This window comes from Clostridium felsineum DSM 794 (assembly GCF_002006355.2).
Classification (GTDB): Bacteria; Bacillota; Clostridia; order Clostridiales; family Clostridiaceae; genus Clostridium_S; species Clostridium_S felsineum.
The window spans coordinates 2,409,331-2,435,914 of the sequence record NZ_CP096980.1; the positions used below are offsets into that span (position 1 = coordinate 2,409,331).

22 protein-coding genes, 1 pseudogene and 1 riboswitch are annotated in these 26,584 nt (G+C 30.1%); all 23 genes and pseudogenes read left to right on the forward strand.

Translation table 11 applies throughout. From position 1 onward, the window contains the following. Positions 1–870 (forward strand): tRNA pseudouridine(55) synthase TruB, encoded by an 870-nt coding sequence (gene truB / locus CLFE_RS11375; RefSeq protein WP_077892588.1) that lies wholly within the window; start codon positions 1–3, stop codon positions 868–870. Between the two features lie 11 nt (positions 871–881). Continuing rightward, entirely contained in the window at positions 882–1,793 is a 912-nt protein-coding gene (locus CLFE_RS11380) for a bifunctional riboflavin kinase/FAD synthetase (protein ID WP_077892587.1), read from the forward strand. A gap of 130 nt (positions 1,794–1,923) precedes the next feature. Next, positions 1,924–2,187 (forward strand): 30S ribosomal protein S15, encoded by a 264-nt coding sequence (gene rpsO, locus CLFE_RS11385; protein WP_077833318.1) that lies wholly within the window; start codon positions 1,924–1,926, stop codon positions 2,185–2,187. Positions 2,188–2,362: 175 nt separating this feature from the next. Beyond that, on the forward strand, positions 2,363–4,474 hold the full coding sequence (pnp, locus tag CLFE_RS11390; protein WP_077892586.1) for a polyribonucleotide nucleotidyltransferase: 2,112 nt from the start codon (positions 2,363–2,365) through the stop codon (positions 4,472–4,474). A 123-nt stretch (positions 4,475–4,597) separates the two neighbouring features. After that, complete coding sequence (locus tag CLFE_RS11395) at positions 4,598–4,873, forward strand: YlmC/YmxH family sporulation protein (protein WP_077892585.1); 276 nt, start codon at positions 4,598–4,600, stop codon at positions 4,871–4,873. Between the two features lie 14 nt (positions 4,874–4,887). Further along, positions 4,888–6,087 carry an aspartate kinase gene (gene dapG / locus CLFE_RS11400; RefSeq protein WP_077892584.1) on the forward strand — a complete coding sequence of 400 codons (1,200 nt, stop codon included), beginning with the start codon at positions 4,888–4,890 and terminating at the stop codon, positions 6,085–6,087. Between the two features lie 53 nt (positions 6,088–6,140). Continuing rightward, entirely contained in the window at positions 6,141–6,788 is a 648-nt protein-coding gene (locus tag CLFE_RS11405; protein ID WP_077833314.1) for a ClpP family protease, read from the forward strand. Between the two features lie 48 nt (positions 6,789–6,836). Further along, on the forward strand, positions 6,837–9,101 hold the full coding sequence (locus CLFE_RS11410; RefSeq protein WP_077892583.1) for an FtsK/SpoIIIE family DNA translocase: 2,265 nt from the start codon (positions 6,837–6,839) through the stop codon (positions 9,099–9,101). Positions 9,102–9,194: 93 nt separating this feature from the next. Then, entirely contained in the window at positions 9,195–10,532 is a 1,338-nt protein-coding gene (gene rimO / locus CLFE_RS11415; RefSeq protein ID WP_077892582.1) for a 30S ribosomal protein S12 methylthiotransferase RimO, read from the forward strand. Then, the gene (pgsA, locus tag CLFE_RS11420) at positions 10,516–11,127 is read left to right on the forward strand and encodes a CDP-diacylglycerol--glycerol-3-phosphate 3-phosphatidyltransferase (RefSeq protein ID WP_077833312.1); all 612 of its coding nucleotides are present in this window, start codon (positions 10,516–10,518) and stop codon (positions 11,125–11,127) included. The genes rimO and pgsA overlap by 17 nt, the downstream gene beginning before the upstream one ends. Before the next feature lie 222 nt (positions 11,128–11,349). Then, positions 11,350–12,399 carry a recombinase RecA gene (gene recA, locus CLFE_RS11425; protein WP_077892581.1) on the forward strand — a complete coding sequence of 350 codons (1,050 nt, stop codon included), beginning with the start codon at positions 11,350–11,352 and terminating at the stop codon, positions 12,397–12,399. Positions 12,400–12,633: 234 nt separating this feature from the next. After that, positions 12,634–14,175 (forward strand): ribonuclease Y, encoded by a 1,542-nt coding sequence (gene rny / locus CLFE_RS11430; RefSeq protein ID WP_077892580.1) that lies wholly within the window; start codon positions 12,634–12,636, stop codon positions 14,173–14,175. A gap of 194 nt (positions 14,176–14,369) precedes the next feature. Then, positions 14,370–14,630, forward strand: coding sequence for a stage V sporulation protein S (locus tag CLFE_RS11435; RefSeq protein WP_010965123.1), 261 nt, complete (start codon positions 14,370–14,372; stop codon positions 14,628–14,630). A 112-nt stretch (positions 14,631–14,742) separates the two neighbouring features. Continuing rightward, positions 14,743–15,606: a decaprenyl-phosphate phosphoribosyltransferase gene (locus CLFE_RS11440; protein WP_176091577.1), complete on the forward strand. Its 864-nt coding sequence runs from the start codon at positions 14,743–14,745 to the stop codon at positions 15,604–15,606. Between the two features lie 84 nt (positions 15,607–15,690). Next, on the forward strand, positions 15,691–16,887 hold the full coding sequence (locus CLFE_RS11445; protein WP_077892579.1) for a pyridoxal phosphate-dependent aminotransferase: 1,197 nt from the start codon (positions 15,691–15,693) through the stop codon (positions 16,885–16,887). 128 nt (positions 16,888–17,015) lie between these two features. Next, positions 17,016–17,276, forward strand: a complete 261-nt coding sequence (locus CLFE_RS11450) for an HPr family phosphocarrier protein (protein WP_010965126.1) — start codon at positions 17,016–17,018, stop codon at positions 17,274–17,276. Positions 17,277–17,435: 159 nt separating this feature from the next. Continuing rightward, positions 17,436–18,866, forward strand: a complete 1,431-nt coding sequence (gene purB / locus CLFE_RS11455; protein WP_077892578.1) for an adenylosuccinate lyase — start codon at positions 17,436–17,438, stop codon at positions 18,864–18,866. 84 nt (positions 18,867–18,950) lie between these two features. Beyond that, positions 18,951–19,784, forward strand: coding sequence for a L,D-transpeptidase family protein (locus CLFE_RS11460; RefSeq protein ID WP_077892577.1), 834 nt, complete (start codon positions 18,951–18,953; stop codon positions 19,782–19,784). A 161-nt stretch (positions 19,785–19,945) separates the two neighbouring features. Then, the gene (locus tag CLFE_RS11465; protein WP_077892576.1) at positions 19,946–20,245 is read left to right on the forward strand and encodes an ATP-dependent Clp protease adaptor ClpS; all 300 of its coding nucleotides are present in this window, start codon (positions 19,946–19,948) and stop codon (positions 20,243–20,245) included. A gap of 3 nt (positions 20,246–20,248) precedes the next feature. After that, on the forward strand, positions 20,249–22,501 hold the full coding sequence (gene clpA, locus CLFE_RS11470; RefSeq protein WP_077833304.1) for an ATP-dependent Clp protease ATP-binding subunit ClpA: 2,253 nt from the start codon (positions 20,249–20,251) through the stop codon (positions 22,499–22,501). Between the two features lie 78 nt (positions 22,502–22,579). Further along, a riboswitch (SAM riboswitch) is annotated at positions 22,580–22,681 on the forward strand. A gap of 104 nt (positions 22,682–22,785) precedes the next feature. Then, positions 22,786–23,691 carry a homoserine O-acetyltransferase MetA gene (gene metA / locus CLFE_RS11475; RefSeq protein ID WP_077892575.1) on the forward strand — a complete coding sequence of 302 codons (906 nt, stop codon included), beginning with the start codon at positions 22,786–22,788 and terminating at the stop codon, positions 23,689–23,691. Positions 23,692–24,667: 976 nt separating this feature from the next. Beyond that, positions 24,668–26,371, forward strand: coding sequence for a carbohydrate-binding protein (locus tag CLFE_RS11480; RefSeq protein WP_077892574.1), 1,704 nt, complete (start codon positions 24,668–24,670; stop codon positions 26,369–26,371). Between the two features lie 42 nt (positions 26,372–26,413). Then, positions 26,414–26,536, forward strand: a pseudogene (locus CLFE_RS11485) (homoserine O-acetyltransferase/O-succinyltransferase family protein); the annotation flags it as partial. Positions 26,537–26,584 lie beyond the last annotated feature (48 nt).

The following is a 26,584-nucleotide window of genomic DNA, read 5'->3' on the forward strand; positions in this document are numbered from 1 at the left end:
ATGGATGGTATAATAAATATATTTAAGCCAACAGGAGTTACATCTTTTGATGTAGTGAGAAAAGTAAAAAAAATTTCAAAAGAAAAGAAAGTAGGGCATACAGGGACACTTGATCCATTGGCATCAGGTGTTTTGCCTGTTTGTATTGGAAAGTCTACTAAAATTGTAGACTTAGTTATGGCAGGAAAAAAAGTATATGATGCAGAGATGAAACTTGGAGAAATAACTGATACTTATGACAGAGAAGGAAAAGTTTTAAGAGAAGCCAAGGTAAACTTGACAAATAAAGAAATAATCGATGCAGTTATGAGTTTTAAAGGTGAAATTTCTCAAGTGCCACCAATGTATTCAGCCCTTAAAGTAAATGGTGTAAAACTCTATGATTTAGCTAGAAAAGGTATCGAAATCGAAAGAACCTCAAGAAATGTAACTATATATGACATGAATATTTTAAATATAGACATACCTTTTGTTAAGTTTCGTGTTGAATGTTCAAAGGGAACCTACATAAGAAGTTTATGTTATGATATAGGAGAAGCTTTAGGTTGCGGAGCAATGATGTACAATCTTACAAGAATATCTTCAGGAATTTTTAATGAATCTAAAAGTATACATTTAGATAATCTTAATGAGGCAAACTTTTCAGAGAATATAATTCCAATTGATAAATGCCTAATAAATTATGAGAAATTTATAGTGGATGAAAAGTTTGAAAAATTGTTAATAAATGGAGTGAATATCTCCGATAAAAGATTAGTTTCAAAAATTTTGGACAAAAAAATATATAGAGTCTATAACATAGAAAAGAAATTTTTGGGTCTTGCACGTTTAAATGAAAATGGATTTAAAATGATTAAATTACTAACTTAGGAGAAATTTATATGGAAGTTCTAAATGATAGTTTTAAAATTAAACTTAATTGTAAAACATATGTTACCATAGGAAGTTTTGATGGACTTCATATGGGACATTTGAGTTTAATAAATAAGACACTGGCTCTTAGTAAAAATAATGGTTCTATGAGTATGCTTAGTACGTTTAAATCACATCCTTTAAATATAGTAAATAAAGCTATTGCTCCTAAAATATTAATGAGTAATGAGACTAAAATAGATATATTAAAAAATTTAGGTATGGATATTTTGAATTTTTTTGACTTTAACGAAGATATTATGAAAATGATGCCAGAAGATTTTATATTAAATATGATAGAACATTATAATATAAAAGGAATAATAACTGGATTTAATCATAAATTTGGATATAAAAATTCAGGTGATATAAACTTACTAAAAAAATTAAGTGAAAAATATAATTTTGAACTTTATGTTTTGCCACCAGTATTTTTTAAAGATGATGTAGTTAGTAGCACACGTATAAGAGATTGTATTGCAAATGGAAACATCGAGGATGCAAATAAAATGCTTTTAACTCCTTTTTCTCTTAAAGGAAAGGTTATTTACGGAAAACAAATTGGTAGAAAATTAGGTTTTCCTACTGCTAACTTAAATTATGATGATAAATTTGTACTGCCTCAAATAGGAGTATACTATACTGCTGTAGAGTATAATAATTCAAAGTATAAGGGAATAACAAATGTTGGAACTAATCCAACAGTAAATGGTAACGCTCTTACTATTGAAACTTATATTTTAGATTTCCATGAAGACATATATGATAAAGAAATCAAATTGAATTTTATAAAAAAAATACGTGATCAAATTAAATTTGGTAGTATAGAGCATTTGAAGCTGCAATTGGAAAAAGATAAAAAATTTGCATATATGCAATAATATTATCTAAATAGTAATTTACATTTATAAAAAGTTTTGATATAATATTATAAGGAACCTTATGCGAAGACTATCGAGACTCCGACGATACTCTTGGAATAAGGGGATAATAATTTGGAGGTGTTTTACATTGGATAAAGCTAAAAAACAAGAGTTAATTGCAACATATAGTAGAAAAGAAGGAGATACAGGTTCTCCTGAAGTTCAAATTGCATTATTAACAGAAAGAATTAATCATTTAAATGAGCATTTAAAAGATCATAAGAAAGATCACCACTCAAGAAGAGGTCTTTTAATGATGGTTGGTAAAAGAAGAGGTCTTTTAAACTATCTTGAATCTGTTGATATTGAAAGATATCGTGATATAATAAAAAAATTAGGTTTAAGAAAGTAAGAATCAGAAAAAATGGAGCGGTTAATACCGCTCCATTATTTTAGAACACAAATTTAAATATATGAGTTGTTTGATTTTTTATCAAATACTCAAAATTTTAATTTTGAACTATATACATAAATTAAAAAAAATTTTTTATAATAATAATGTAAATTTATATAGGGAGGTAAATTATATGTCACATGTTTTAGAAACAGATATTGCTGGCAGAAAATTAAAAGTGGAAAGTGGCAAAACTGGTATGCTTTCAAATTGTGCCATGTTTATAAGTTATGGCGATACTGTTGTAATGGTTAATGTTAATGCCTCAGAAAAACCAAGAGATGGTATCGATTTTTTTCCTTTAAGTATTGAATATGAAGAAAGACAATATTCTGTAGGAAAAATACCAGGAGGGTTTGTAAAAAGGGAAGGTCGTCCTTCTGAAAAGTCTATTTTACATGCAAGAGCAATAGATAGACCTCTAAGACCATTATTTCCTAAGGGATATAGAAATGATGTTCAGGTAGTATGTACTGTTATGTCTGTTGAACAGGACAATTTGCCAGAAATACTTGCTATGAATGGAGCATCTTTAGCTTTATGCTTATCTGATATTCCATTTACAATTCCTGTTGCTACAGTATCTGTAGGATTAATTGATGGCAATTTTATTTTGAATCCTACATTAGAAGAAAGAACAAAAAGTTCTCTTGATTTGACTGTTTGTGCAACAAAAGAAAGAGTAATGATGCTAGAGGCAGGAGCAGAAGAAATTCCAGAAGATGTTATGATATCTGCTATAAATTTTGGATTTGAGGCTTGTCAAGATATAGTTGCTTTTCAAGAAAAGGCAATGAAGGAGTTTGGTAAACAAAAGGTTACCCCTGAGTTATATCATCCTAAAGAAGAAATTGAAAAAGATGTTACTGAATTTGCTTTTGATGATATTAAGGAAATTATGTACATAACGGATAGGGATGAGAGAAATTTAAAATTAAAGGAAATAAAACAAAAAATATCTGATGAATTTGCTGAGAAGTATCCTGATGATGCAGCGGATATAGATGAAATTGTTTATAGACTTCAGAAAAAGGTTGTTAGAAATATGCTTTTAAAAGAGCGTAGAAGACCGGATGGAAGAAAATTTGATCAGATAAGAAATATAAGTTGTGATGTTGATATATTGCCTAGAACTCATGGAAGTGGGTTATTTACAAGAGGTTTAACACAAGTTATGACAGTTACAACTCTAGGTCCAATAGGAGATGCTCAAGTAATAGATGGATTAGGAGTAGAAGAATCTAAAAGGTATATGCACCACTATAATTTTCCTCCATATTCTACAGGTGAAGTTAAACCACTAAGAGGACCAAATAGAAGAGAGATTGGTCATGGAGCTCTTGCGGAAAAAGCGTTGGTACCACTTATACCATCTGAAGAGGAATTCCCTTATACAATAAGACTTGTATCAGAGGTTTTGAGTTCTAATGGATCTACTTCACAAGCCAGCGTGTGTGGAAGCACTTTAGCATTAATGGATGCGGGTGTACCAATAAAAAGACCAGCTGCTGGTATAGCTATGGGACTTATAACTAGTGAAGATCTTTCTGAAGAAGCTGTTATTACTGATATACAAGGTTTAGAAGATTTCTTTGGTGATATGGATTTTAAGGTAGCTGGTACAGAAAAAGGTATAACAGCAATTCAAGTAGATACTAAAATTCATGGATTATCAAAAACTTGCATAAGAGATGCTATAATTGATGCGAGAAAAGCAAGATTATTCATACTTGAAAAAATGACTGCATGCATACCGGAACCTAAAAAAGAATTATCACTATATGCTCCAAGAGCGTATACTATAAATATAGATACAGATAAAATAAGAACTCTCATTGGAACTGGTGGAAAAACAATTAATAAAATAATTGAAGAAACTGGTGTTAAAATAGATATCAGAGAAGATGGAACTGTATTTGTTCTATCAAGTGATGCTGATTCAGCAAATAGAGCTTTAAAAATGATAGATAACCTTACTAAAGATGTTAAGGTAGGAGAAATTTATTTGGGTAAAGTAACTAAGACTACTAACTTTGGAGCATTTGTTGAAGTTCTCCCAGGTAAAGAAGGTCTTGTCCATATATCTAAGCTGGATATAGCTAAGGTAAATAAGGTAGAGGACGTAGTTTCTGTAGGTGATGAAATATTAGTTAAAGTTACTGATATAGATAATCAAGGAAGAGTAAATTTATCAAGAAAAGATGTTTTGAAACAACAAGAAGAAGATAACGCTAAAGAAAAATAATCTACCACTAATAGAAGGGCTTAATTGCCTTTTTATTTTTATCATATTTAAAGAAAGGTTATAAATATATGTATCAAAACATAATATTTTAATAATACTTTTTTAAATATGGGGGTGTTTATTATGATCGATAACATTAAATATTACAGCGAAATTGAAAAATATGAGATTATTAATATAAATGATGGTGAAAAATATGCTACTGTTGGCAATAATGATATAATTATTGATGATAGTGGTAAAATGATTTCCTTGATAATTGGAAATAACAATACAGGCTTTTCTTTGTTCAGCAAACATGAGTTTTTTGAAGTTGAATGGCAATATATAAAAAAGATAGGTGCCAAAACCATAATTATGGACGTAGACAATTCTGTAATGAAAAAAAATCGTTTATAATTTGGAGGAATATTATGAAAATCATAGTACAAAAGTTTGGAGGAACATCTGTATCTACACAAGAAAGAAGAAAACTTGTTGTACAAAAGGTAATGTCAGCAATAAATGAAGGATATAAACCTATTGTGGTGGTATCTGCAATGGGGAGATCTGGAGAGCCTTATGCTACAGATACTCTATTATCTCTTATTGATAAAGATTTTAAAGAAACAAATAAGCGTGCTTCTGATTTATTAATGTGCTGTGGTGAAATTATAAGTACAGTAATAATGAGTAACGAACTTAAAAAATCAAAAATCGCTGCTGTTCCTGTTACCGGTGGTCAAGCTGGAATAATAACAGATGATAACTATAGTAATGCAGCTGTAAAATATGTAAAACCAGAAAATCTTTTAAAACTTTTGTCTGATAATGAAATTCCTGTAGTTGCGGGCTTTCAAGGTAAAAGTGAAAATGGTTTTTTTACCACACTAGGTAGAGGTGGAAGTGATGTAACTGCATCGCTTATTGGCTGTGCAGTTAAAGCTGAAAAAATAGAAATATATACTGATGTAGACGGTATTATGACCGCGGATCCAAGAATAGTTAAAGATGCAGCTTTAATAGAAAATATAAGTTATAATGAAGTTTTTGAATTTGCAGAGCAGGGAGCAAAAGTAATTCATCCGAGAGCAGTTGAGGTGGCAATGAATGGTAATGTCCCTCTCTTAATTAAAAATACTTTAAGTGATTGCCCAGGGACTTTAATAAATAGAGAAGGAAGTATTTTAAATAAAAGTCTTATTACTGGTATAACCTCTTTAAGTGGACGAGTTCAAGTTATAACTAAATTTAAAAATGCTAAAATAAAATCATCAGATTTTCTGAATATGTTAGCTTTAAAAAATATAAATATTGACTTAATAAATGTATTTCCTAAAGAAAATATATTTACAATTGATAATAAAGACTTAAATAAACTTAACAGTATACTAAGTAAAACTGATCTCAATTATTCTTTAGAGGATAATTGCAGTAAAATTGCTATCATAGGCAGTAGAATTTGTGGTGTTCCTGGTGTAATGGCAAGAATTTTAAAAGCTATTACTAAAGAAGGTATAGAAGTACTTCAAACCGCTGATTCTCACTCAACAATATGGTGTCTTGTAAAATCTGATTTTGAGAGTCAAGTAATAAAGGCTCTTCATCGTGAGTTCAATTTAAATAATAAATGAAGTATACTTTAGTAAAACCTGCACACAATAATTTTAGTGCAGGAGGGATTTAAATGAACAACGATGAACAAACTTCAAATAATAATGAAAAAGATAAAAAAAATGATGAAATAGAATTTATACAGATCATTGGTCAAGTTGAGGGGCATGGAATACTATCTTCTCAGACAAAAACTACAAAGTATGAAGAAATTATTCCTCAACTTATGAATGTAGAATATAACCCAGATATAAAAGGAGTTCTTATAATATTGAATACAATTGGTGGTGATGTGGAGGCAGGTCTTGCTATAGCTGAAATGATAAGAAGCCTAAGTAAGCCAACAGTATCTCTTGTTATAGGCGGGGGACATTCAATTGGGGTTCCGCTTGCTACAGCATCAAATTATTCTTTCATATCACCAACAGCAACTATGATAATTCACCCAATAAGAATGAATGGACTTATTATAGGTGTCCCTCAGACTTTTCAATATTTTAATAAAATGCAGGAAAGAATATCTGAATTTATAATTAGAACTTCAAAAATAAAAAAAGAAAATTTAACAGAACTTATGCTTAAAACAGATGATCTTTTAAATGATATGGGGACAATTTTGATAGGAAAACAAGCAGTAAAGTATGGTTTAATAGACAGTGTCGGAGGTATAAAGGAAGCTTTAAATAAACTTAAAGAACTTATAGATGACAGTACGCCATAGGTAAATCTTACCTATGGTTACTATAAAATTAATAATACAGTACATATTATGTTAGAGGTGATATATTTGCCAAGAAGTAGAAAAGTAAAGAAAATGAAGCAAAATAAAATAGCTGAAAGTACATTAAATAGTGACATAGCAGGTATATCAATTTTTGCCTTTGGAGCATTTGCAGCTGTAAGTATGTTTTTTACCGATTTTGCAGGTATTATTGGTAAAGGAATGCAGAAGCTTTTATTCACACTTGTAGGTGTAGGTGCATATATATTTCCTATATTATTGATGTTTATGGGTATTTGTTACATATTGAAAAGAGGAAAAATAACTTTTAGTAGACGATTTTATGGAGTTAATGTTGCTATTATAACAACACTAATGTTTATACAAATGCAAAAGTTGAATTTGTATTATACTGGCGATTTTTTTGATGGAATAAAAAGAATATATGAATCATCAAATACATTTCATGGTGGAGTAATTTCATATACTATTGATGTACCTATATATAAGCTTTTTGGACGAGGATATTTTGTACTATTTATAGCATTATATTTAGTAGCTTTCCTTTTGATTTCCCAAAAATCTTTTGGAGAAATAATAAAAACTAATTTCAAAAATAGACCTGTAAAGAAAAACAAGCCTTCTATAGATGAAACAAAAACCATTGAATACGAAGATGAAAATAAAGGTACTGAAGAAACTCTAGCAAAAAAAATTAGTGATAAGATTAAGATTGTTGATTTTATGAAAAATGAAGGCAACCTAGATAAAAATGACAAAGGACAAGCATCGAATGAAATAGCAGTATTTGATTCATCAGAAAAAAACGAAAATGAAAGCAAAGTAATAAGCGCAGAACTTGAAAGTGCAATTGAAAAGCATTCGTTTAATGATGTTGAAATAAAATATGATTATCCACCAATCAGCTTGCTTAACGTAAATGAAACGTCTAAGCTAAAAAAGAGTGATAAAAAAGAGCTTTTGGCAAGTGCTGAAAAACTTACTGAAACTTTAAACAGTTTTGGTGTAGATGCAAAGGTTGTACAAGTTTCAAAAGGTCCCTCTGTAACAAGATACGAACTTCAGCCTAGTGCAGGTGTTAAAGTTAGTAAAATAATTAATCTTTCAGATGATATAGCTTTAAATTTAGCAGCCTCAGGTGTCAGAATTGAAGCCCCAATTCCAGGAAAATCGGCCATTGGTATAGAAGTACCAAACAAGGAATTAACAGCTGTTTTTTTAAGTGAAGTAATACAATCAGAAATTTTTGCAAATTCAAAATCCAATTTAGCGTTTGCCCTAGGAAAAGATATAAGTGGAAATTGTGTAGTTACTGATTTGACTAAAATGCCTCATCTACTTATTGCAGGAGCAACGGGATCTGGTAAAAGTGTATGTATAAACACTCTAATAGTGAGTTTGCTTTATAAATGTGCTCCAACAGATGTTAAGCTTCTTATGGTAGATCCAAAGGTAGTTGAATTAAGCGTATACAATGGAATCCCTCATTTACTCATACCAGTTGTAACAAATCCTAAAAAAGCAGCAGGAGCTTTAAATTGGGCAGTAAATGAAATGACTAAACGTTATAAAATGTTTGCAGATAACAATGTTAGAAATATAGAAGGCTATAATGAACTTTATGCTAAAAACAAAGTTGAAAGTAAACTTCCATGGATAGTAATAATAATTGATGAGCTAGCGGATCTTATGATGGTTTGTCCTAATGATATTGAAGATTATATAGGAAGATTAGCACAAATGGCGAGAGCTGCTGGTATGCATCTTGTAATAGCAACTCAAAGACCATCTGTAGATGTTATAACGGGAGTTATCAAAGCTAATATTCCCTCAAGAATTTCTTTTGCTGTATCCAGTCAAATAGATTCACGTACCATTCTAGATATGTCTGGTGCAGAAAAACTTCTAGGAAAAGGCGATATGCTTTTTAATCCAGTTGGAGAATCTAAACCAATTAGAATACAAGGCGCATTTATAGATGATGAAGAAGTTGAACGAATTGTAAATTTTATAAAAGTTGAAAATACTGAAACTCAGTATAAGGAAGAAATAATAGAGCAAATTAATAGCAATGTGTCCAAATCAGAAGGTGATGAGGATGAACTCTTAGATGAGGCTGTAAAAATAATTGTTGAAGCAAAGCAAGCATCAACATCACTTATACAGAGAAAACTTAGAATTGGTTATAATAGAGCTGCAAGGATAATGGAGCAGTTAGAAGAGAAAGGATATATATCCAAAAGAGATGGAAGTAAACCTAGAAATATTTTAATAACAAAGGATGAATTATAAAATTTACATTAAATAATGTGAAAATCCTTGTTAAATTCTCTTTAAAGTAATAAAATATAATTTGTATTTAACGTGTCACTAGGAGGAGAAACTTTGAATAAATTAAAATTTGGCTTAGTAAGTTTAGGTTGTGATAAAAATAGGGTTGACAGCGAAATTATACTTGGATCTATAAATAGAGCTTATGAAATTGTAAATGATCCTAGAGAAGCAGATATAATTCTTGTAAATACTTGTGGTTTTATAGAATCTGCAAAGCAAGAATCTATAAATACAATACTTGAAATGAATAAATATAAAGAAAAATATAATTGTAAAATGTTAATTGCAACAGGGTGTTTAACTCAGAGATACGGAAAAGAATTAAAAGAGTTAGTACCTGAAATTGATGTCATACTTGGAGTAAATGATTATAAAAATTTAGATGATGCTATAGATGACTTTTTTAATTTAGGTAAAAAGGATGTTTACTTAAATTATAGTGATAGTTCTATTAACGAAGGAAAAAGAATGAAAACTACTGGCGAGTTTTCATCATATATAAGGATTGCTGAAGGCTGTAATAATTCTTGTTCATATTGTATAATACCCAAAATACGAGGAAAATATAGAAGTAGGGAATTTGAAAAAATAATTGAAGAAGCAAAAGAATTATCTCAAAATGGAACAAAAGAATTAATACTTATTGCTCAAGATACTACAAGATATGGTATAGATTTATATGGAAAAAAAAGATTGCATGAATTATTAAATTCACTATCATTAATAGACGGCATTGAATGGATAAGAATAATGTATTGTTATCCTGAAGAAATAACAGATGAACTTATAGAAGAAATATCACGCAACCCTAAAGTATGTAATTATATAGATATGCCTATTCAGCATATAAGTGATAATATTTTAAAAAATATGTTTAGAAAGACAAGAAAGAAAGAAATATTACATAAAATTGAAGAAATAAGAGAGAAAATGCCTGATATATCTATAAGAACATCACTTATAGTAGGTTTTCCTGGTGAAACAGAAGAAAATTTTTATGAACTAAAAGACTTTGTGAAAACGGCACATATTAATAATTTGGGTGTTTTTAAATATTCAAGGGAAGAGGATACAAAAGCAGCATTAATGCCAATGCAAATAGATGAAGTAGTTAAGGAAAAAAGAGAAGACGAAATAATGATTATTCAACAGCAAGTATCTAAAGAATTGAATACTAAAAAGGTTGGTAAAACTTACAAAGTATTAGTTGAAGGTTTTAATGGTGATTATTGGTATGGCAGAAATTTTGAGATGGCTCCTGATATAGATGGAAAAGTTTTCTTTAAGTCTCAATCAGACGTTAAAGTTGGAAGCTTTGTTAATATAAAAATCACAGAAAACCTAGAATATGATTTAATAGGGGTTGTGTATAATGAATTTAGCAAATAAATTAACTTTATTGAGGATTTTTTTAGTTCCTGTGTTTTTAATATTTATTGTGGTACGTCAAATACCATATGGAAGAAGCATAGCTACAGCTATTTTTATAATTGCTGCAATAACAGATAAATTAGATGGATATATCGCAAGAAGTAGAAATCAAATAACTAAGTTTGGTAAAATAATGGACCCCCTTGCAGATAAACTACTAGTATCATCAGCGCTTATAGCATTAGTTGAGTTTCATGTAATACCTGCATGGATAGCTATTGTAATAATAGCTAGGGAATTTGCAGTAACAGGACTTAGAAGTGTGGCTGCAGGTGAAGGTATTGTTATTGCTGCTAGCTGGTGGGGAAAAATTAAAACCTTTATCCAAATAATAACGATAATATTTGCACTTCTATTTATAAATTTAAAAAAGAATTATGATTTTAGAAAATTTATAGATCAGTTTAGTTTTCTTAGTGTACATTCTTCTCAAATAGAAAAATTTTTGAAATATGGAATGGATATAACGTTAGCTATAGCCTTTATTGTAACTATTATTTCTGGAATAGATTACTTTTATAAGAATAGACATGTATTTATAAATGATAAATGATGATTTATTTTCTATAAAATGGATATAATAAAATATAGTTCCTTGCTAAAACTTTTAAAAGGAAACCAATTCTCAAATAGATTAAGTATATAGATTTTAATATGCTTAAGCTAATTTACTCTTGGTTTCCTTATATTATATTGACAAATCTATAATTTGATATATAATTATAGATAGAACAGATGTTCGATAGAAAGGTTGGTGAACCCTTACGGGATATATATGGATAATGAAAAATTAAAAGCCATTGATGCGGCTATGAGTCAAATAGAAAAACAATTTGGAAAAGGCGCCATAATGAAACTTGGTGAACAAGATATATTAAATGTAGATTCAATTTCAACTGGATGTTTGTCTTTAGATATAGCACTTGGAATAGGTGGAGTACCTCGTGGAAGAGTTGTTGAAATTTATGGACCAGAATCTTCTGGTAAAACAACAGTTGCACTTCATATATTAGCTGAAGCACAAAAAAAAGGTGGAGCTGCTGCGTTTATAGATGCTGAGCATGCTTTAGATCCACAATATGCAAAAGCACTAGGTGTTGATATAGATAATTTAGTTATATCTCAACCAGATACAGGTGAACAGGCACTTGAAATTGCTGAAGCACTTGTTAGATCAGGTGCAATTGATGTTATTGTAGTAGACTCTGTTGCAGCACTTGTTCCTAAAGCTGAAATTGAGGGAGAAATGGGAGATTCTCATGTAGGTCTTCAAGCACGACTTATGTCTCAAGCACTTAGAAAACTTACTGGTTCTATAAATAAATCAAAATGTATTGCGATTTTTATAAACCAACTTAGAGAGAAAGTTGGAATAATGTTTGGAAATCCTGAAACTACTCCAGGTGGAAGAGCTCTTAAATTCTATGCATCTGTAAGAATGGATATAAGAAAAATTGATACTATAAAACAAGGCGAAGAGATGATTGGAAATAGAGTTAGAGTAAAAGTTGTTAAAAATAAAGTTTCTCCTCCGTTTAAACAAGCTGAATTCGACATTATGTACAATGAAGGTATATCTCGTGAGGGAAATGTAGTTGATGTAGGAGTTAAAGAAAATATTGTTCAAAAAAGTGGAGCTTGGTTCTCTTATGGAGATATAAGACTTGGTCAGGGAAGAGAAAATGCTAAGTTATTTTTTAAAGAAAATCCTGAGATTAGAACTGAAGTTGAAAATAAAATAAGAGCAAAATATGAGTTACCTATTCAAGAAGTAAAAAAAGAAAATTCAAAGGCTGAAAAGGCTATTGAAAAGAATAAAAAATAGAAAAAGGTTGTAGTTTTGCTACAACCTTTTTTTGAAAATTTCTGTATTTTTTTAACAAACTCTTTAATAATACTATATCTTGACATAAGCAATAAATTAATATACAATTATCTCATATACAAATACTGGTTTAGCATATTCAAATGATTGCCAATTGAATAATATGACACCTTTTCATAGCTTCATTAATTTTACTTTATAATTCAGCAATATAAGCAAAGGGGTGTTTAGGCAATGGATATTAATAAATTAATAATTACTATGGTTTGTTTAGTTATTATAATAACTATAGTTGAAATGTATATCAGAAGAAAATACGCTTGGGCTAAAATTTCTAAAGCCGAAGAAGATGCAAAGAAAATAAAAGAAGATGCAAAGAAAGAAGCCGATACACTGAAAAAAGAGGCTACTTTGGAGGCAAAGGAAGAAGCTCATAGAATGCGCTCAGACCTAGATAAAGAAACTAGGGAGAGAAGGAATGAAATTCAAAGACTAGAAAGAAGGAATCTTCAAAGAGAAGAAACCTTAGACAAAAAAAATGATTTACTTGAAAAGAGAGAAAACGCTCTCAATGAGCGTGAGGTCTCAATACAAGAAAAACAAAACACTATAGAACAGCTTTATAAAGAAGAAAGAGAAAAGCTAGAAAAACTTTCCGGTTTGACTTCTGAAGAGGCAAAAGATTTACTTTTAGAAGAAGTTAATAGAGAAATTAAGCATGAAAAATCTATAATGATCAAAGAAGTAGAACAAAAAGCTAAAGAAGAAGCAGACAAAAAAGCAAGGGAAATTATTACGTATGCTATTCAGAGATGTGCAGCTGATCACGTTGCTGAATCAACAGTTTACGTTGTATCTCTTCCTAATGATGAAATGAAGGGTAGAATAATAGGTAGAGAGGGTAGAAATATACGTGCAATTGAAACTCTTACTGGTGTAGATTTGATTATTGATGATACTCCTGAAGCTGTTATTTTATCAGGATTTGATCCTGTAAGAAGAGAAGTTGCAAAAATTGCTCTTGAAAAGCTGATACTTGATGGTAGAATTCATCCTGCTAGAATTGAAGAAATGGTTGAAAAAGCAAAAAAAGAGGTTGAAAACAATATTAAAGAAGAAGGCGAACAGGCTACTTTCGAGACAGGTGTTCACGGTTTACATAGTGAGTTAACTAGACTTCTTGGAAGATTGAAGTACAGAACTAGCTATGGTCAGAATGTTCTAAAACATTCCATAGAGGTATCTTATCTTGCCGGTTTTATGGCTGCAGAACTTGGTATTGATCCTACTTTTGCTAAAAGAGCTGGTCTCCTTCATGATATTGGTAAAGCAGTAGACCATGAAGTTGAAGGTCCTCATGCGTTAATAGGTGCAGAGGTTGCTAAAAAGTACCATGAGTTACCTTTAATTGTAAATGCTATAGGAGCACATCATGGTGATGTTGAACCACAATCATTAGAGGCTATTTTAGTTCAGGCAGCAGATGCTATATCAGCAGCTAGACCAGGAGCAAGACGTGAAACTTTGGAAGCATATATTAAGAGATTAGAAAAATTAGAAGAAATAGCTAATTCTTATGAAGGTGTAGAGAAGTCATATGCCATTCAGGCTGGAAGAGAAATCAGAATTATGGTTAAACCAGAAACAGTTGACGATGCGGGTTCAATTGAAATGGCTAGAGGTATTGTTAAAAAAATTGAAGAACAATTAGAATATCCTGGTCAAATTAAAGTTAATGTAATTAGAGAAACTCGCGCAGTTGAATATGCAAAATAAAACCAAAAAACTAAAATGAAACAAAAAATCCTTTCAATTTTACATTGAAAGGATTTTTTTAAAACTTTTTTTATTTTTTCCATTTTTTTAAGAGGAATTTTTTATTATATGTAGAATTATATACCTATAGAAATAAAAAATATATAAAAATATGAAAATTATACTATTTAATTTACTAATTTAGGAGGGTTATTATGGAAGTATTAAAAGTTTCAGCAAAATCAAATCCAAATTCTGTAGCAGGAGCTTTAGCAGGGGTATTAAGAGAAAGAGGTGCTGCTGAAATTCAAGCTATAGGAGCAGGAGCAATTAATCAAGCAATTAAAGCAATAGCAATCGCAAGGGGATTTGTTGCACCAAGTGGCATAGATCTTGTATGCATTCCAGCTTTTACTGATATTGACATAGACGGGGAGGAAAGAACAGCGATTAAACTTATAGTTCAACCTAGATAATAATTATGTTTTGTTAAGAGACTTTTGAATTTCATAAAGTCTCTTTTATTTATTATAAAAATGTGTTAAATTATTCTTTGAAGATAATTTTTGGAGGAATATTATGAAAAAAATTGACGTAAAAGCTATGATTGCACTTATGAGACCAAAACAGTGGACAAAAAATGTTTTTGTTTTTGCAGCAATTATATTTTCTAGAAGATTTACAGATACAAATTTGCTTTTAAACAATATTATAATGTTTTTATTATTTTGTTTTGCATCTTCTAGTGTATACATTTTTAATGATATAATAGATGCAGATAAAGATAGAAAACATCCTGACAAAAAAAATAGACCAATAGCTAGTGGAAAAGTCTCAAAAATTCAAGGAATAATTTTAGATTTAATAATTCTTGTATCACTTTCAATAATTACATATAAAATTGATATGAAAATACTTATTGTAATATTAGCATATGTAATAATGAATCTTTTTTACTCATTTAAATTAAAAAATGTAGTTATAATAGATGTTATGATAATAACTGCAGGATTTTTGTTGAGAGTTGAAAGTGGAAGTATTATATCAAAAGTAGAATTATCTCCATGGCTTCTTTTATGCACTATGCTGCTCTCTCTTTTTCTTGCTTTAAATAAAAGAAAAGGTGAAATTGTAGCATTAAAAGAAAAAAGTACTGTAACTAGAAAAATACTAAAAGAGTATTCTGTGGATTTAATTGACAAAATGCTTACTATAGTTACACCATCAATATTAATTGCTTATTGCCTGTACACATTTAGTTCAGTACAAGGTAGAAATATGATGGTTACAATTCCTTTTGTACTATATGGAATATTTAGATATCAATATCTTATGGAGAAAGAAAATGCGGGAGCTAAACCAGAAGATGTTTTTACTAAAGATAAACCTTTTTTAATAAACATCATATGCTGGTGTGTTGCCACCATAATTGTAGTATATTTCAAAATGTAGCTTATAATTTAAAATAATAAACAATACAGATTTTCTATAACTAATACTTAACTAGAAAACCTATAGATTTGGAGGAAATAAAAAATGAATTTTTCTAAAAAGGCCGAGCAAATAGCTGCTTCAATAACTTTAGAGATAACTGCCAAAGCATCAGAAATGAAAGCAAATGGATTAGACGTAATAGGCTTTGGAGCAGGAGAACCAGATTTTAACACCCCAAAAAATATAAGAGATGCTGCTATATCTGCTATAGAAAATGGGTATACTAAATATACACCTGTTTCAGGAATTAAAGAACTTAAAATAGCTATATGTGACAAATTTAAAAGAGATAACAACTTAAGCTACTCTATACAAAATGTTATAGTATCAACTGGAGCTAAACAATGTTTGTCTGATATATTCTCAGCCTTATTAAATCCTGGCGATGAGGTTATAATGAGTTCTCCTTATTGGGTAACTTATCCTGAGCTTGTAAAACTAAATGATGGTGTTTCTGTTATTATAGACACCACAGAAGAAAATCATTTTAAATTTTCAGTTGAGGATTTAAAAAATGCATATACAGATAAGACTAAAGCTATACTCTTAAATAGTCCTTCAAATCCAACTGGAGCAGTTTATACAGAAGATGAACTTAGAGCTATAGCTGAATTTGCAAAAGAAAAAGATTTATTCATAGTTTCGGATGAAATATACGAAAAGTTAATATATGATGGAGAAAAGCACGTAAGCATAGCTAGTTTAAGCGAGGATGCGTTTAATAGAACAGTTGTGATAAATGGTATGTCTAAATCCTATGCGATGACAGGTTGGAGATTAGGTTATGCTGCTTCAGGATCAACTAAATTTATAAAGTTAATGTCTAATATACAAGCGCATACTACTTCAAATGCCAATTCTATAACTCAATATGCAAGTGTAGAAGCATTGAATGGTAGTCAACATGACTTACATTCAATGGTGAAGGAATTTGAAAAAAGAAGAAACTATATGATTAAAAAAGTTAATAGCATACATGGTATACATTGCTCTACGCCAAAAGGTGCTTTTTATGTAATGATAAACATCAGTGAATTATTTGGTAAAACTATAAATGGTGTAAAAATAACTGATTCTGTAGAGTTTTCAAAAGAACTTTTGAATCAAAGTAGAGTTGCTGTAGTTCCTGGTGCAGGTTTTGGAAATGATAAATATGTAAGATTATCCTATGCAACATCAATGGATAATATAGTTAAAGGGCTTGATAAAATAGAGGAGTTTATAGGTAAATTAAACTAATCTTGGCCTATATATTTGTAGTTTTTAATAAATGGTATTTTTCTTGAACATGCTATCAATTTATGTTATACTGTAAAAAGCTTGTTACAAGCTTTTATACAGTAATATTAATTTTAGAGGTGATTTGTATGGTAACTAAAAGCGTTGTTGTTAAAAGTTCTACTGGTTTACATGCTAGACCAGCAACTTTACTTGTAAAGAAAGCATCAGGTTTCAAATCAGATGTAACTATGGAATTCAATGGTAAAAAAGCTAATGCTAAGAGCCTTATCGGTGTTTTATCATTAGGAGTTTCAAAAGATAGTAACATTAAGTTAATCGTTTCCGGTGATGATGAAGCTCTAGCAGCTGAGGAAATAGTTAAATTAATCGAATCTTTAGATGAGTAAAAATTAAGTAAAAAAACAATGAAAATTAATTTTCATTGTTTTTTTATTTTATAATATGGTCAAAATGCAAACACGAACAAAAATCTTATATTTATAAAAAATATATGTTATAATATAAACGAATTTAATAAACATAATATTTATGTACGGAGGTATAATATGAGAAATTCTTATGAAACACCACTTAATAAAAGATATGCGTCTAAAGAAATGAGTTACCTTTTTTCCGACAATATGAAATTTAGAACTTGGAGAAAACTTTGGGTTGCTCTAGCAGAAAGTGAAATGGAATTAGGATTAAATATAACACAAAATCAAGTTGATGAATTAAAAGCTCATATTGATGATATAAACTATGATGTTGCAGAAGAAAGAGAAAAAATAGTAAGACATGATGTAATGAGTCATGTATATGCGTATGGAGTTCAATGTCCATCTGCAAAAGGTATAATACATTTAGGAGCAACTTCATGCTATGTTGGTGATAATGCAGATATGATCATAATGAAAGAAGCTCTTTTAATTGTGAGAAAAAAACTTCTTAATGTAATTTCAAGTTTAAGTAAATTTGCAGTAGATTATAAATCACTTCCTACCCTTGGGTTTACCCATCTTCAACCTGCTCAGCTTACAACAGTAGGTAAGAGAGCTACTTTATGGATTCAAGATTTAATGATAGATTTAGAAAATCTTGATTTTGTAATTGAAAATTTGAAATTAAGAGGAGTTAAAGGAACTACAGGAACTCAAGCAAGTTTTATGGATCTTTTTAATGGAGATCAAGAAAAAATCAAAACTCTTGAGAAAAAAGTAGTTGAAAAAATGGGCTTTAAATCAGCATATGACGTAACGGGTCAAACTTATCCTAGAAAAGTAGATTCTATAGTATTAAATACTCTTTCAGAAATAGCTCAAAGTGCATATAAATTTAGTAATGACTTAAGAATACTTCAAAACATGAAGGAAATGGAAGAACCTTTTGAAAAGAATCAAATTGGATCTTCTGCAATGGCATATAAAAGAAATCCTATGAGATCTGAAAGAATAAGTGCTCTTGCTAGATATATAATAGTAAATTCTCTTAATCCGGCTATAACTTCTGCAACTCAATGGTTTGAAAGAACATTAGATGATTCTGCAAATAAAAGAATTTCTGTTGCTGAAGCTTTCCTAGCATTAGACGGAGTTTTAAATCTTTATATAAATGTATCTTCTAATATGGTTGTCTATGAAAATGTAATAGCTTCTCATGTTAAAAATGAGCTTCCTTTTATGGCCACAGAGAATATTATGATGGAAGCTGTAAAAAAAGGCTGTGATAGGCAAGAACTTCATGAAAAGATAAGAGAATATTCAATGGAAACTGCTAAAAGAATTAAGGCTGAAGGTTTATCAAATGATTTGATAGAAAAAATCAAAAAAGATTCTTACTTTAAGCTAACAGAAGAAGAAATTGATGAAATAATAGATCCAAATAAGTTTGTAGGAAGAGCGCCTTATCAAGTTGAGGAATACATAAACAACTGTGTAAATCCTATTTTGTTAGAAAATAAGAAATATATGGGTTTAGAAGTAAATATTGATGTGTAAATTATTTACATGCGGCAAGTAAAAGTATATAATTAATCATGAGAAAAATATTTTCCTAAATTATTATATATAAAAGGTGGATATATGTTTAACCAAAAAAAAATTATTTTACTTGTCATTATAATTATTTTAACTTTTTCAGGCTGTGGAAATTTGGAGAATAAGACGAAAAATCCAGTAAAATCAAAAAATTTACCTTCAGCCACAAAAAAAGTAAAAGAAGCACCTAAGCCTAAAATTTTTAAGTTGGGTTCTAGCGGAAGTGATGTAAAAAAAATTCAAGACAAACTTAACAATTATGGGTATGCTATTACAGCTGATGGGAAGTTTGGTCCTTCTACGGATTGGGCTGTACGTGATTTTCAATACAAGCACAATATACCTATAGATGGAAGTGTATCAGATCAAACTATGAATTTACTAAAAGAGACACCAACTGATGCAACAAAAGTAAATTCTGCGGTTCAACCTGACGCTAACCCAGAAGTCCAAACAATGAAAGCTGATGCTGAAAATTTAGCTAACTCTAATGATACGCCAACTTTCACCAAATTTTTTATAATTACATCCTTAAAGGATCAAAGAGTGTATGTATTTAATGGAGATCCACATAATTGGAAGCTTATAAATACTTTTGAATGTACATCAGGCTCATCTGAAACACCGACTATAACTGGTCACTTCTATGTAGAAGGTAAAGGATTAGCCTTTAAAACTGAAAATGACGTGGTTTGTAAATACTATACTCAAATTCATGGCAATTATCTTTTTCATAGCATACTCTTTGATAAAAATGGTAATGTAGTTGATGGAACCTTAGGTGCTTCTCTTTCTCATGGTTGTGTCCGTTTGGCACTACAAAATGCTAAATATATTTATGATACAGTACCAATGGGAACAGGGATATGGATATTCTAAAAAAGTAGGATATATGCTGAGTAAAGTATATATCCTACTTTTTTAGAATAGGGAATACTAATACATTATATGTATTAATTATTGTAATAAGATGGTATAATAATATATATATATTGAAAATAAGATAAGATTAATTTAATTTATAATTGGAGTTGTGTATTATGTCTTTAAAAACTTCCTTTGAGGAAAATATGAAACTTAAAATTAAAAAACCTAAAATGTATAAAGTAATACTACATAATGACGATTATACAACAATGGAGTTTGTAATTGAAGTGCTCATTGATGTATTCAATAAAGTCCCTGCAAACGCTGTTAAAATAACCTTTGATGTGCATAAACATGGAATAGGCATAGCAGGAATTTATCCATATGATATTGCATTGACTAAAATAAATGAAGTTGAAAAATTAGCTTCTAAAAATGGATATCCATTGAAGTTGACCATGGGGGAGGTATAGAACTTGAAACTGGATGAAATTGTAAATGAAATTATTACAGCAGCATATAGCGAAGCAAAATTTGATATGCACAAATATTTTACACCTGAACATATTTTATATGCTTCACTATTTTATAATGATGGAATAAACATAATTGTAAACACAGGTGGTTCTGTAGAAAATTTAAAAAAACAACTTGAGAAATATTTCATGAAGAACGTTGAAAAATTAGAATCGGGAGATCCTACTCAAACTGTAGGGGTTGAAAATATAATAAATCAAGCAGCTAATCATGTTTTAGCTAGTGGAAAAGAGATAGTAACCTTAGGTGATATATATGTGGCTATATACGACGATAGTGCGTCTTTTGGAAGCTATTATTTAAAACAGCAGGGTATTACTAGACTTAAGCTTCTAAACTACATTACACATGGAATATCAACAGTAAACAATAGCATTGATAATGAGATAGAACCCTTACCAGAAAACGAATACTTATTTGATGATTATCATGAAGAAGAATCTTCTGCAATGGAAAAATATACAGAAGATATTACTGAAAAAGCAAAAAATGGTCTTATAGATCCACTAATAGGTAGAGAAGATATATTGAAAAAAACACTTCAAGTTTTGTGTAGAAGAAGAAAAAACAATCCTATTCATGTAGGTGAACCAGGTGTGGGTAAAACAGCTATAACAGAAGGTCTTGCAGCTTTAATTGCTGAAAACAAGGTGCCAAATGTTTTAAAAGGTAGTAAGATTTACACTTTAAATATGGGAACCATGGTAGCTGGAACAAAATATAGAGGTGACTTTGAAGAAAGAATAAAAAATGTACTCAATGAAATATCGAAATCTTCAAAACCGATAGTCTATATTGATGAAATACACACAATTATAGGCGCTGGCGCTGTATCAGGTGGAACTGTAGATGCAGCTAATATATTAAAGCCATACTTTACTGATGGTAAAATAAAATTTATAGGTTCAACTACTTATGATGAATACAAAAAAATATTTGATAAAGATAGAGCTTTATCCAGAAGATTTCAAAAAATAGATGTAGGTGAACCAAGCATTAACGAAACCTTTGATATTCTTATGGGTATAAAAACTAAATATGAAGAGTTTCACAATGTACACTATACTAATGCATCCCTTAAAGCAGCAGCTACTCTTTCTTCTAAATGCATAAATGATAGATTTTTGCCAGACAAGGCAATTGATGTAATTGATGAATGTGGAGCAGCAGCTGAAATGAATAGAAAGGGCGATGAGAAGGTATATATAAATGTACGTGATGTAGAGAATATAATATCTTCTATATCAGGTATACCAGTAAAAGATTTATCTAAAAATCAAATAGAGAAGCTTAAGAACTTAAAGAAAAATCTTAAAGGTAAAATTTTTGGTCAAGATAAAGCTTTAGAATCAATAGTTCAGTCTATTAAGAGATCAAGCGCTGGTTTTAATGATGAAGATAAACCTGTAGCAAGTTTTCTTTTCGTAGGTCCAACTGGTGTTGGTAAAACAGAAATATCAAAGCAGTTAGCAAAAGCTCTAAATATAAAGCTTATACGATTTGATATGAGTGAATACCAAGAAAAGCATACTGTTGCTAGGCTAATAGGTTCACCTCCAGGTTATGTAGGCTATGAAGAAGGGGGCCTTTTAACAGATGCAGTGAGAAAGAATCCGTACTGTGTTCTTCTCTTAGACGAAATTGAAAAAGCTCATTCTGATATCTTAAATGTACTTCTTCAAGTTATGGATTACGCAACTCTTACTGATAACAGTGGAAAAAAAGCTGATTTTAGAAATATTATATTAATAATGACCTCTAATGCGGGTGCTTCAGAAATAGGTAAAAATAAAGTTGGTTTTGGAAATAGAGTTGTAGGAGAAGATAATATAGATAAAGAAGTTTCTAAGATATTTTCTCCTGAGTTTAGAAATAGACTTGATGATATAATAATTTTTAATAAAATGGATGAAGATATGGCAGTTCGTGTGGTTAAAAAATCCATAGACGAATTCCAAAAGAAGCTAAGTAAAAAGCATATAAAAATTAAAGTCACAGATGAGTGTGCTAAATGGATTGCAGCTAAAGGCTTAACTTCTAATTATGGTGCGAGAGAAATTTTAAGAATCATACAAGAAAAAATCAAGCCTTACTTTGTAGATGAAGTTCTTTTTGGAAATCTAACAAAGGGCGGAGAAACAGTAATTGATGTAAAAAATGATGCTATAAAATTTCATAATGTAGGTAAATAATGTCTTTTGAATGTTGACAATATATAAAAATTGTACTATAGTATAACTGTTATTTAATGAAAATTATATACGTATTATTTCTTATCAAGAAGGCGGAGGGACTGGCCCAATGAAACCTGACAACCGGCAAATGTACGGTGTTAATTCCTGCAAAACTTATTTAGTTTTGAAAGATAAGAAAACAGTTTATTAATAATAAATTAATTTGTGATTAATAATCCGTTTTTCTTATGAAAGGCGGATTTTTTATATTAAAATTTATTAAGACTAGGACGGTGAACTAAATGCCTATAAAAATACCTGATAATCTTCCAGCAGCAAAAACCTTAAATGAAGAAAATATATTTTTTATGCATGAGAATAGGGCATACCATCAAGATATAAGACCACTTAACATTCTTATAGTGAATTTGATGCCCACTAAAATAATTACAGAGACACAAATATTAAGACTTATTGGAAACTCGCCCATTCAGGTTAATCCAACTTTCATTCATACGCAAACACATAAATCTCAAAACACTTCAGAGGAACATCTGATTAAATTTTATGAAACTTTTGAAGATATTAAAAATTACAAGTTTGATGGTATGATAGTAACTGGTGCTCCTGTTGAAACACTTACTTTTGAAGAAGTAGATTACTGGGATGAACTATGCAAGATTTTTGATTGGTCAGTTACTAATGTAACCTCAACCATACATATATGTTGGGGTGCACAGGCAGGTCTGTATCATCATTATAAAATACCTAAACATAGACTTAATGAAAAAATATTTGGAGTATTTGAGCATCACCTTAATGAAAAAAATATAAAATTAACAAGAGGATTTGATGAGAAATTTTATGCTCCACATTCAAGACATACTTATGTAAAAAAAGAGGATATAGAGAATAATCCTAATATAAGAATTTTAGCTGAATCTGATGAGGCTGGAGCATATATAGTTGCATCTAAAAACGGCAAAAATATCTTTGTAATGGGACATGCTGAATATGATAGTGACACCTTGAATCAGGAATATCTTCGTGATAAAAATCAAGGTATGGATATAAAGCTCCCTAAGAATTATTTTAAAGATGATGATCCAGAGAAGGGACCTATGGTTACCTGGAGAGGTCATGCTAATCTTTTATTTTCTAACTGGCTTAATTACTATGTATATCAAGAAACTCCGTTTGAACTTTAGAAAAGCTATAAAATTCATCTAGTACAATTGTTTGTAGAGATTTTTGATAAAAAATGAGAAATGTTGTTTTTAAGACATAAGCAATAGGGGTAAGGAATTCTCATGTGTTTTAAGAAAAAATAATAATGAATTTAAAGATATAAGCATTACTGAGAGGTAGTGCTTATTTTTATCGTATTATAAATATTTTAATTTAGTATAAATACATAATTGCAAAAGTATATATCGACATAAATAGCATGTGCCAAGCAAACTTTGATAGTATAAGATATTCACTAATGGTGACATAGTAATTATAAGTGATAAAAATAATACTCAATCTGCATATAGAATTTAGACAAACTTACTGTCGAACAGATTTATTATATATCAGCATATTAGCAATGAATCTTGTGTAGCAATATACATGAATATTTTGTTTGTAAATTATGTTTATATAAATAAAATTCACCCAAATTAGTATTTATTAAGTATATATATGATAATTATTGTAAATATGTTAAAAATATGGTATTATTATATTAACTTATTATAGCGAATTAAGAAGAATAATTGTATTAAAATGAAATTCATCAAAATTAACTATTCCAACAAATTATCTTGAGTTTAATTCACAAAGTGATTTTATAAGTGTATTAAAAAATATACAGGACTCACGCCTAAACAATATAGCAAAATTATTATCGTTTAGATTGGACATTAGATGCTTAAAGATAAAACATTTTTTATTCCACTTATCCTTCATTGTGAAACGCTTTTATGTTATGCCATTAGGATACACTTGATTAAATAGCATGTATATTCTTTAGATAGACTATTTATAACGCATAAAATGGATATTATATTGTTATCGAGTGGTCCTAATTTGCATATATCCCTAATCAATCCTGTTTAGATTGTTTTTAAAGTAAGGTGGTGGTAATTTCAGGTCTAATATTATTTTGTGGAATTAAAAAAATAAGGAGGATTATATGTTATGAAAAAAAAGCTATTAAGTTTAGTATTAATTTTTTCAATGATAATTTCATTAGCATATTGTGATTTTTTACCAAATAATAAAACTGTAAACGCCATGACTTCAGATCCTGTGGTATTAAGAGCTGAAAACTATTCGAATATGAGTGGTGTTCAAACAGAAACTTGCTCAGAAGGTGGTAAAGATGTTTCATATATTGATGCAGGAGATTGGATGTCATTTTATTCCGTGAATTTGCCAGTAACAGGACAATATACAGTGGAATATCGAGTTGCATCGTTAAATGGTGGAGGAGTAATAAGTTTAGAGAAATCTGGTGGAAATCCAGTTTATGGTACTGTTAATGTTCCTTCAACGGGCGGATGGCAAAATTGGCAAACTATTTCTCAAACTGTTACATTAAATGCAGGAGCTCAAGACATAGGAATAGGTGTACCAAAAGGGGGATACAACATTGAATGGATAAAATTCACCCCTGTTGGCGATACACCATCACCAGTAACATTAAGAACTGAAAATTATTCAAATATGAGTGGTGTTCAAACAGAAACTTGCTCAGAAGGTGGCAAAAATGTTTCATATATTGATGCAGGAGATTGGCTGGCATTTTATTCTGTAAATTTGCCAGTAACAGGACAATATACAGTAGAATATCGAGTTGCGTCACTAAATGGTGGAGGAGTAATAAGTTTAGAGAAATACGGCGGAAATCCAGTTTATGGTACTGTTAATGTTCCTTCAACGGGCGGATGGCAAAATTGGCAAACTATTTCTCAAACTGTTACATTAAATGCAGGGTCTCAAGACATAGGAATAGGCGTACCAAAGGGTGGATATAACATTGAATGGATAAAATTCACCCCAACTGGAAGTACACCAGTAACACCACCTACAGAAATATGGAATAACCCAGCTGTAGGCATAAATATCAATGGTCAGCAGGCCAATGGTTCAGTTTCAACAGTAAAATCTTCAAATTGGGATACCATAACAACTCCTTACTTGCCTGGAATGGCAATAGTAAACAATCTTTGGGGTATCGGAAAAAATGGAACTGGTTCTGGAAGCATATTTACTGAGAAAGTAAACAATAAAGATGCTTTTGGTTGGTCTTGGAATATGAATTCTACAAATAACAATGTAGTTTCCTATCAGGAAGTAGGCTGGGGCTGGTCTCCAAACTCCGGTGCTTGGTTTAATGGAGCAGTTCCTTTGCATCAAATTAGTGAAAATAAATCATATACAGTTGATTTTAATCTTAAACGTACTAACCGTAGTGGAGCATGGGATACAGCTTTCGATATATGGTCTTATCCTCAAACGCAACCTACAGGCGGATCAGGTGGATTCAAAGGCGGATATGAAATTATGGTATGGCTTGATCACGAAGTACAGGGTCCTTGGGGTAGTAATCCACAAGATGTTTATATCAATGGACACCATTTCAAGGTTTATGACAATGATGGAAGTTCAGGCTGGAGAGTTATTTCTTATATAAATCAAGATGCACCTATTAATGATGCTACAGGCTTTAGTCTTTCAAATTTTTGGAATGATGCTGCAACACGTTATAGTAGTGGAACTTCAAGTTCAGTAGGACTAACAAAAGATCACTATATAAATGCAATTGAGTTTGGAAGTGAATCTTGTGGTGGTCAGGGTATGCTAGAAGTTCAAAACTACAATATCAATATTGGACAATAAAACTTGCAAAAATAATATTAATTTAGTAGTTTAGCTTTTTCTAATGTGAAAATTTTAGCTGAATCTGATAAGCCTGAAACATATATAGTTGCATCAGAAAATGGCAAGAATATCTTTGTAATTAGACATGCAGAATATGATAGTGATACTTTCTGGCTTAATTATTATGTATATTAGAAAACTTCATTTTAGATTTAAGAGAATTAAGTTTTG

Excerpts from the sequence above, each read along its gene's own strand:
- truB (WP_077892588.1), top strand. The coding sequence starts at position 1 with ATGGATGGTATAATAAATATATTTAAGCCAACAGGAGTTACATCTTTT.
- CLFE_RS11380 (WP_077892587.1), top strand. The coding sequence starts at position 882 with ATGGAAGTTCTAAATGATAGTTTTAAAATTAAACTTAATTGTAAAACA.
- pnp (WP_077892586.1), top strand. The coding sequence starts at position 2,363 with ATGTCACATGTTTTAGAAACAGATATTGCTGGCAGAAAATTAAAAGTG.
- CLFE_RS11395 (WP_077892585.1), top strand. The coding sequence starts at position 4,598 with ATGATCGATAACATTAAATATTACAGCGAAATTGAAAAATATGAGATT.
- dapG (WP_077892584.1), top strand. The coding sequence starts at position 4,888 with ATGAAAATCATAGTACAAAAGTTTGGAGGAACATCTGTATCTACACAA.
- CLFE_RS11405 (WP_077833314.1), top strand. The coding sequence starts at position 6,141 with ATGAACAACGATGAACAAACTTCAAATAATAATGAAAAAGATAAAAAA.
- CLFE_RS11410 (WP_077892583.1), top strand. The coding sequence starts at position 6,837 with ATGTTAGAGGTGATATATTTGCCAAGAAGTAGAAAAGTAAAGAAAATG.
- pgsA (WP_077833312.1), top strand. The coding sequence starts at position 10,516 with ATGAATTTAGCAAATAAATTAACTTTATTGAGGATTTTTTTAGTTCCT.
- recA (WP_077892581.1), top strand. The coding sequence starts at position 11,350 with ATGGATAATGAAAAATTAAAAGCCATTGATGCGGCTATGAGTCAAATA.
- rny (WP_077892580.1), top strand. The coding sequence starts at position 12,634 with ATGGATATTAATAAATTAATAATTACTATGGTTTGTTTAGTTATTATA.
- CLFE_RS11435 (WP_010965123.1), top strand. The coding sequence starts at position 14,370 with ATGGAAGTATTAAAAGTTTCAGCAAAATCAAATCCAAATTCTGTAGCA.
- CLFE_RS11445 (WP_077892579.1), top strand. The coding sequence starts at position 15,691 with ATGAATTTTTCTAAAAAGGCCGAGCAAATAGCTGCTTCAATAACTTTA.
- CLFE_RS11450 (WP_010965126.1), top strand. The coding sequence starts at position 17,016 with ATGGTAACTAAAAGCGTTGTTGTTAAAAGTTCTACTGGTTTACATGCT.
- purB (WP_077892578.1), top strand. The coding sequence starts at position 17,436 with ATGAGAAATTCTTATGAAACACCACTTAATAAAAGATATGCGTCTAAA.
- CLFE_RS11460 (WP_077892577.1), top strand. The coding sequence starts at position 18,951 with ATGTTTAACCAAAAAAAAATTATTTTACTTGTCATTATAATTATTTTA.
- CLFE_RS11465 (WP_077892576.1), top strand. The coding sequence starts at position 19,946 with ATGTCTTTAAAAACTTCCTTTGAGGAAAATATGAAACTTAAAATTAAA.
- metA (WP_077892575.1), top strand. The coding sequence starts at position 22,786 with ATGCCTATAAAAATACCTGATAATCTTCCAGCAGCAAAAACCTTAAAT.
- CLFE_RS11480 (WP_077892574.1), top strand. The coding sequence starts at position 24,668 with ATGAAAAAAAAGCTATTAAGTTTAGTATTAATTTTTTCAATGATAATT.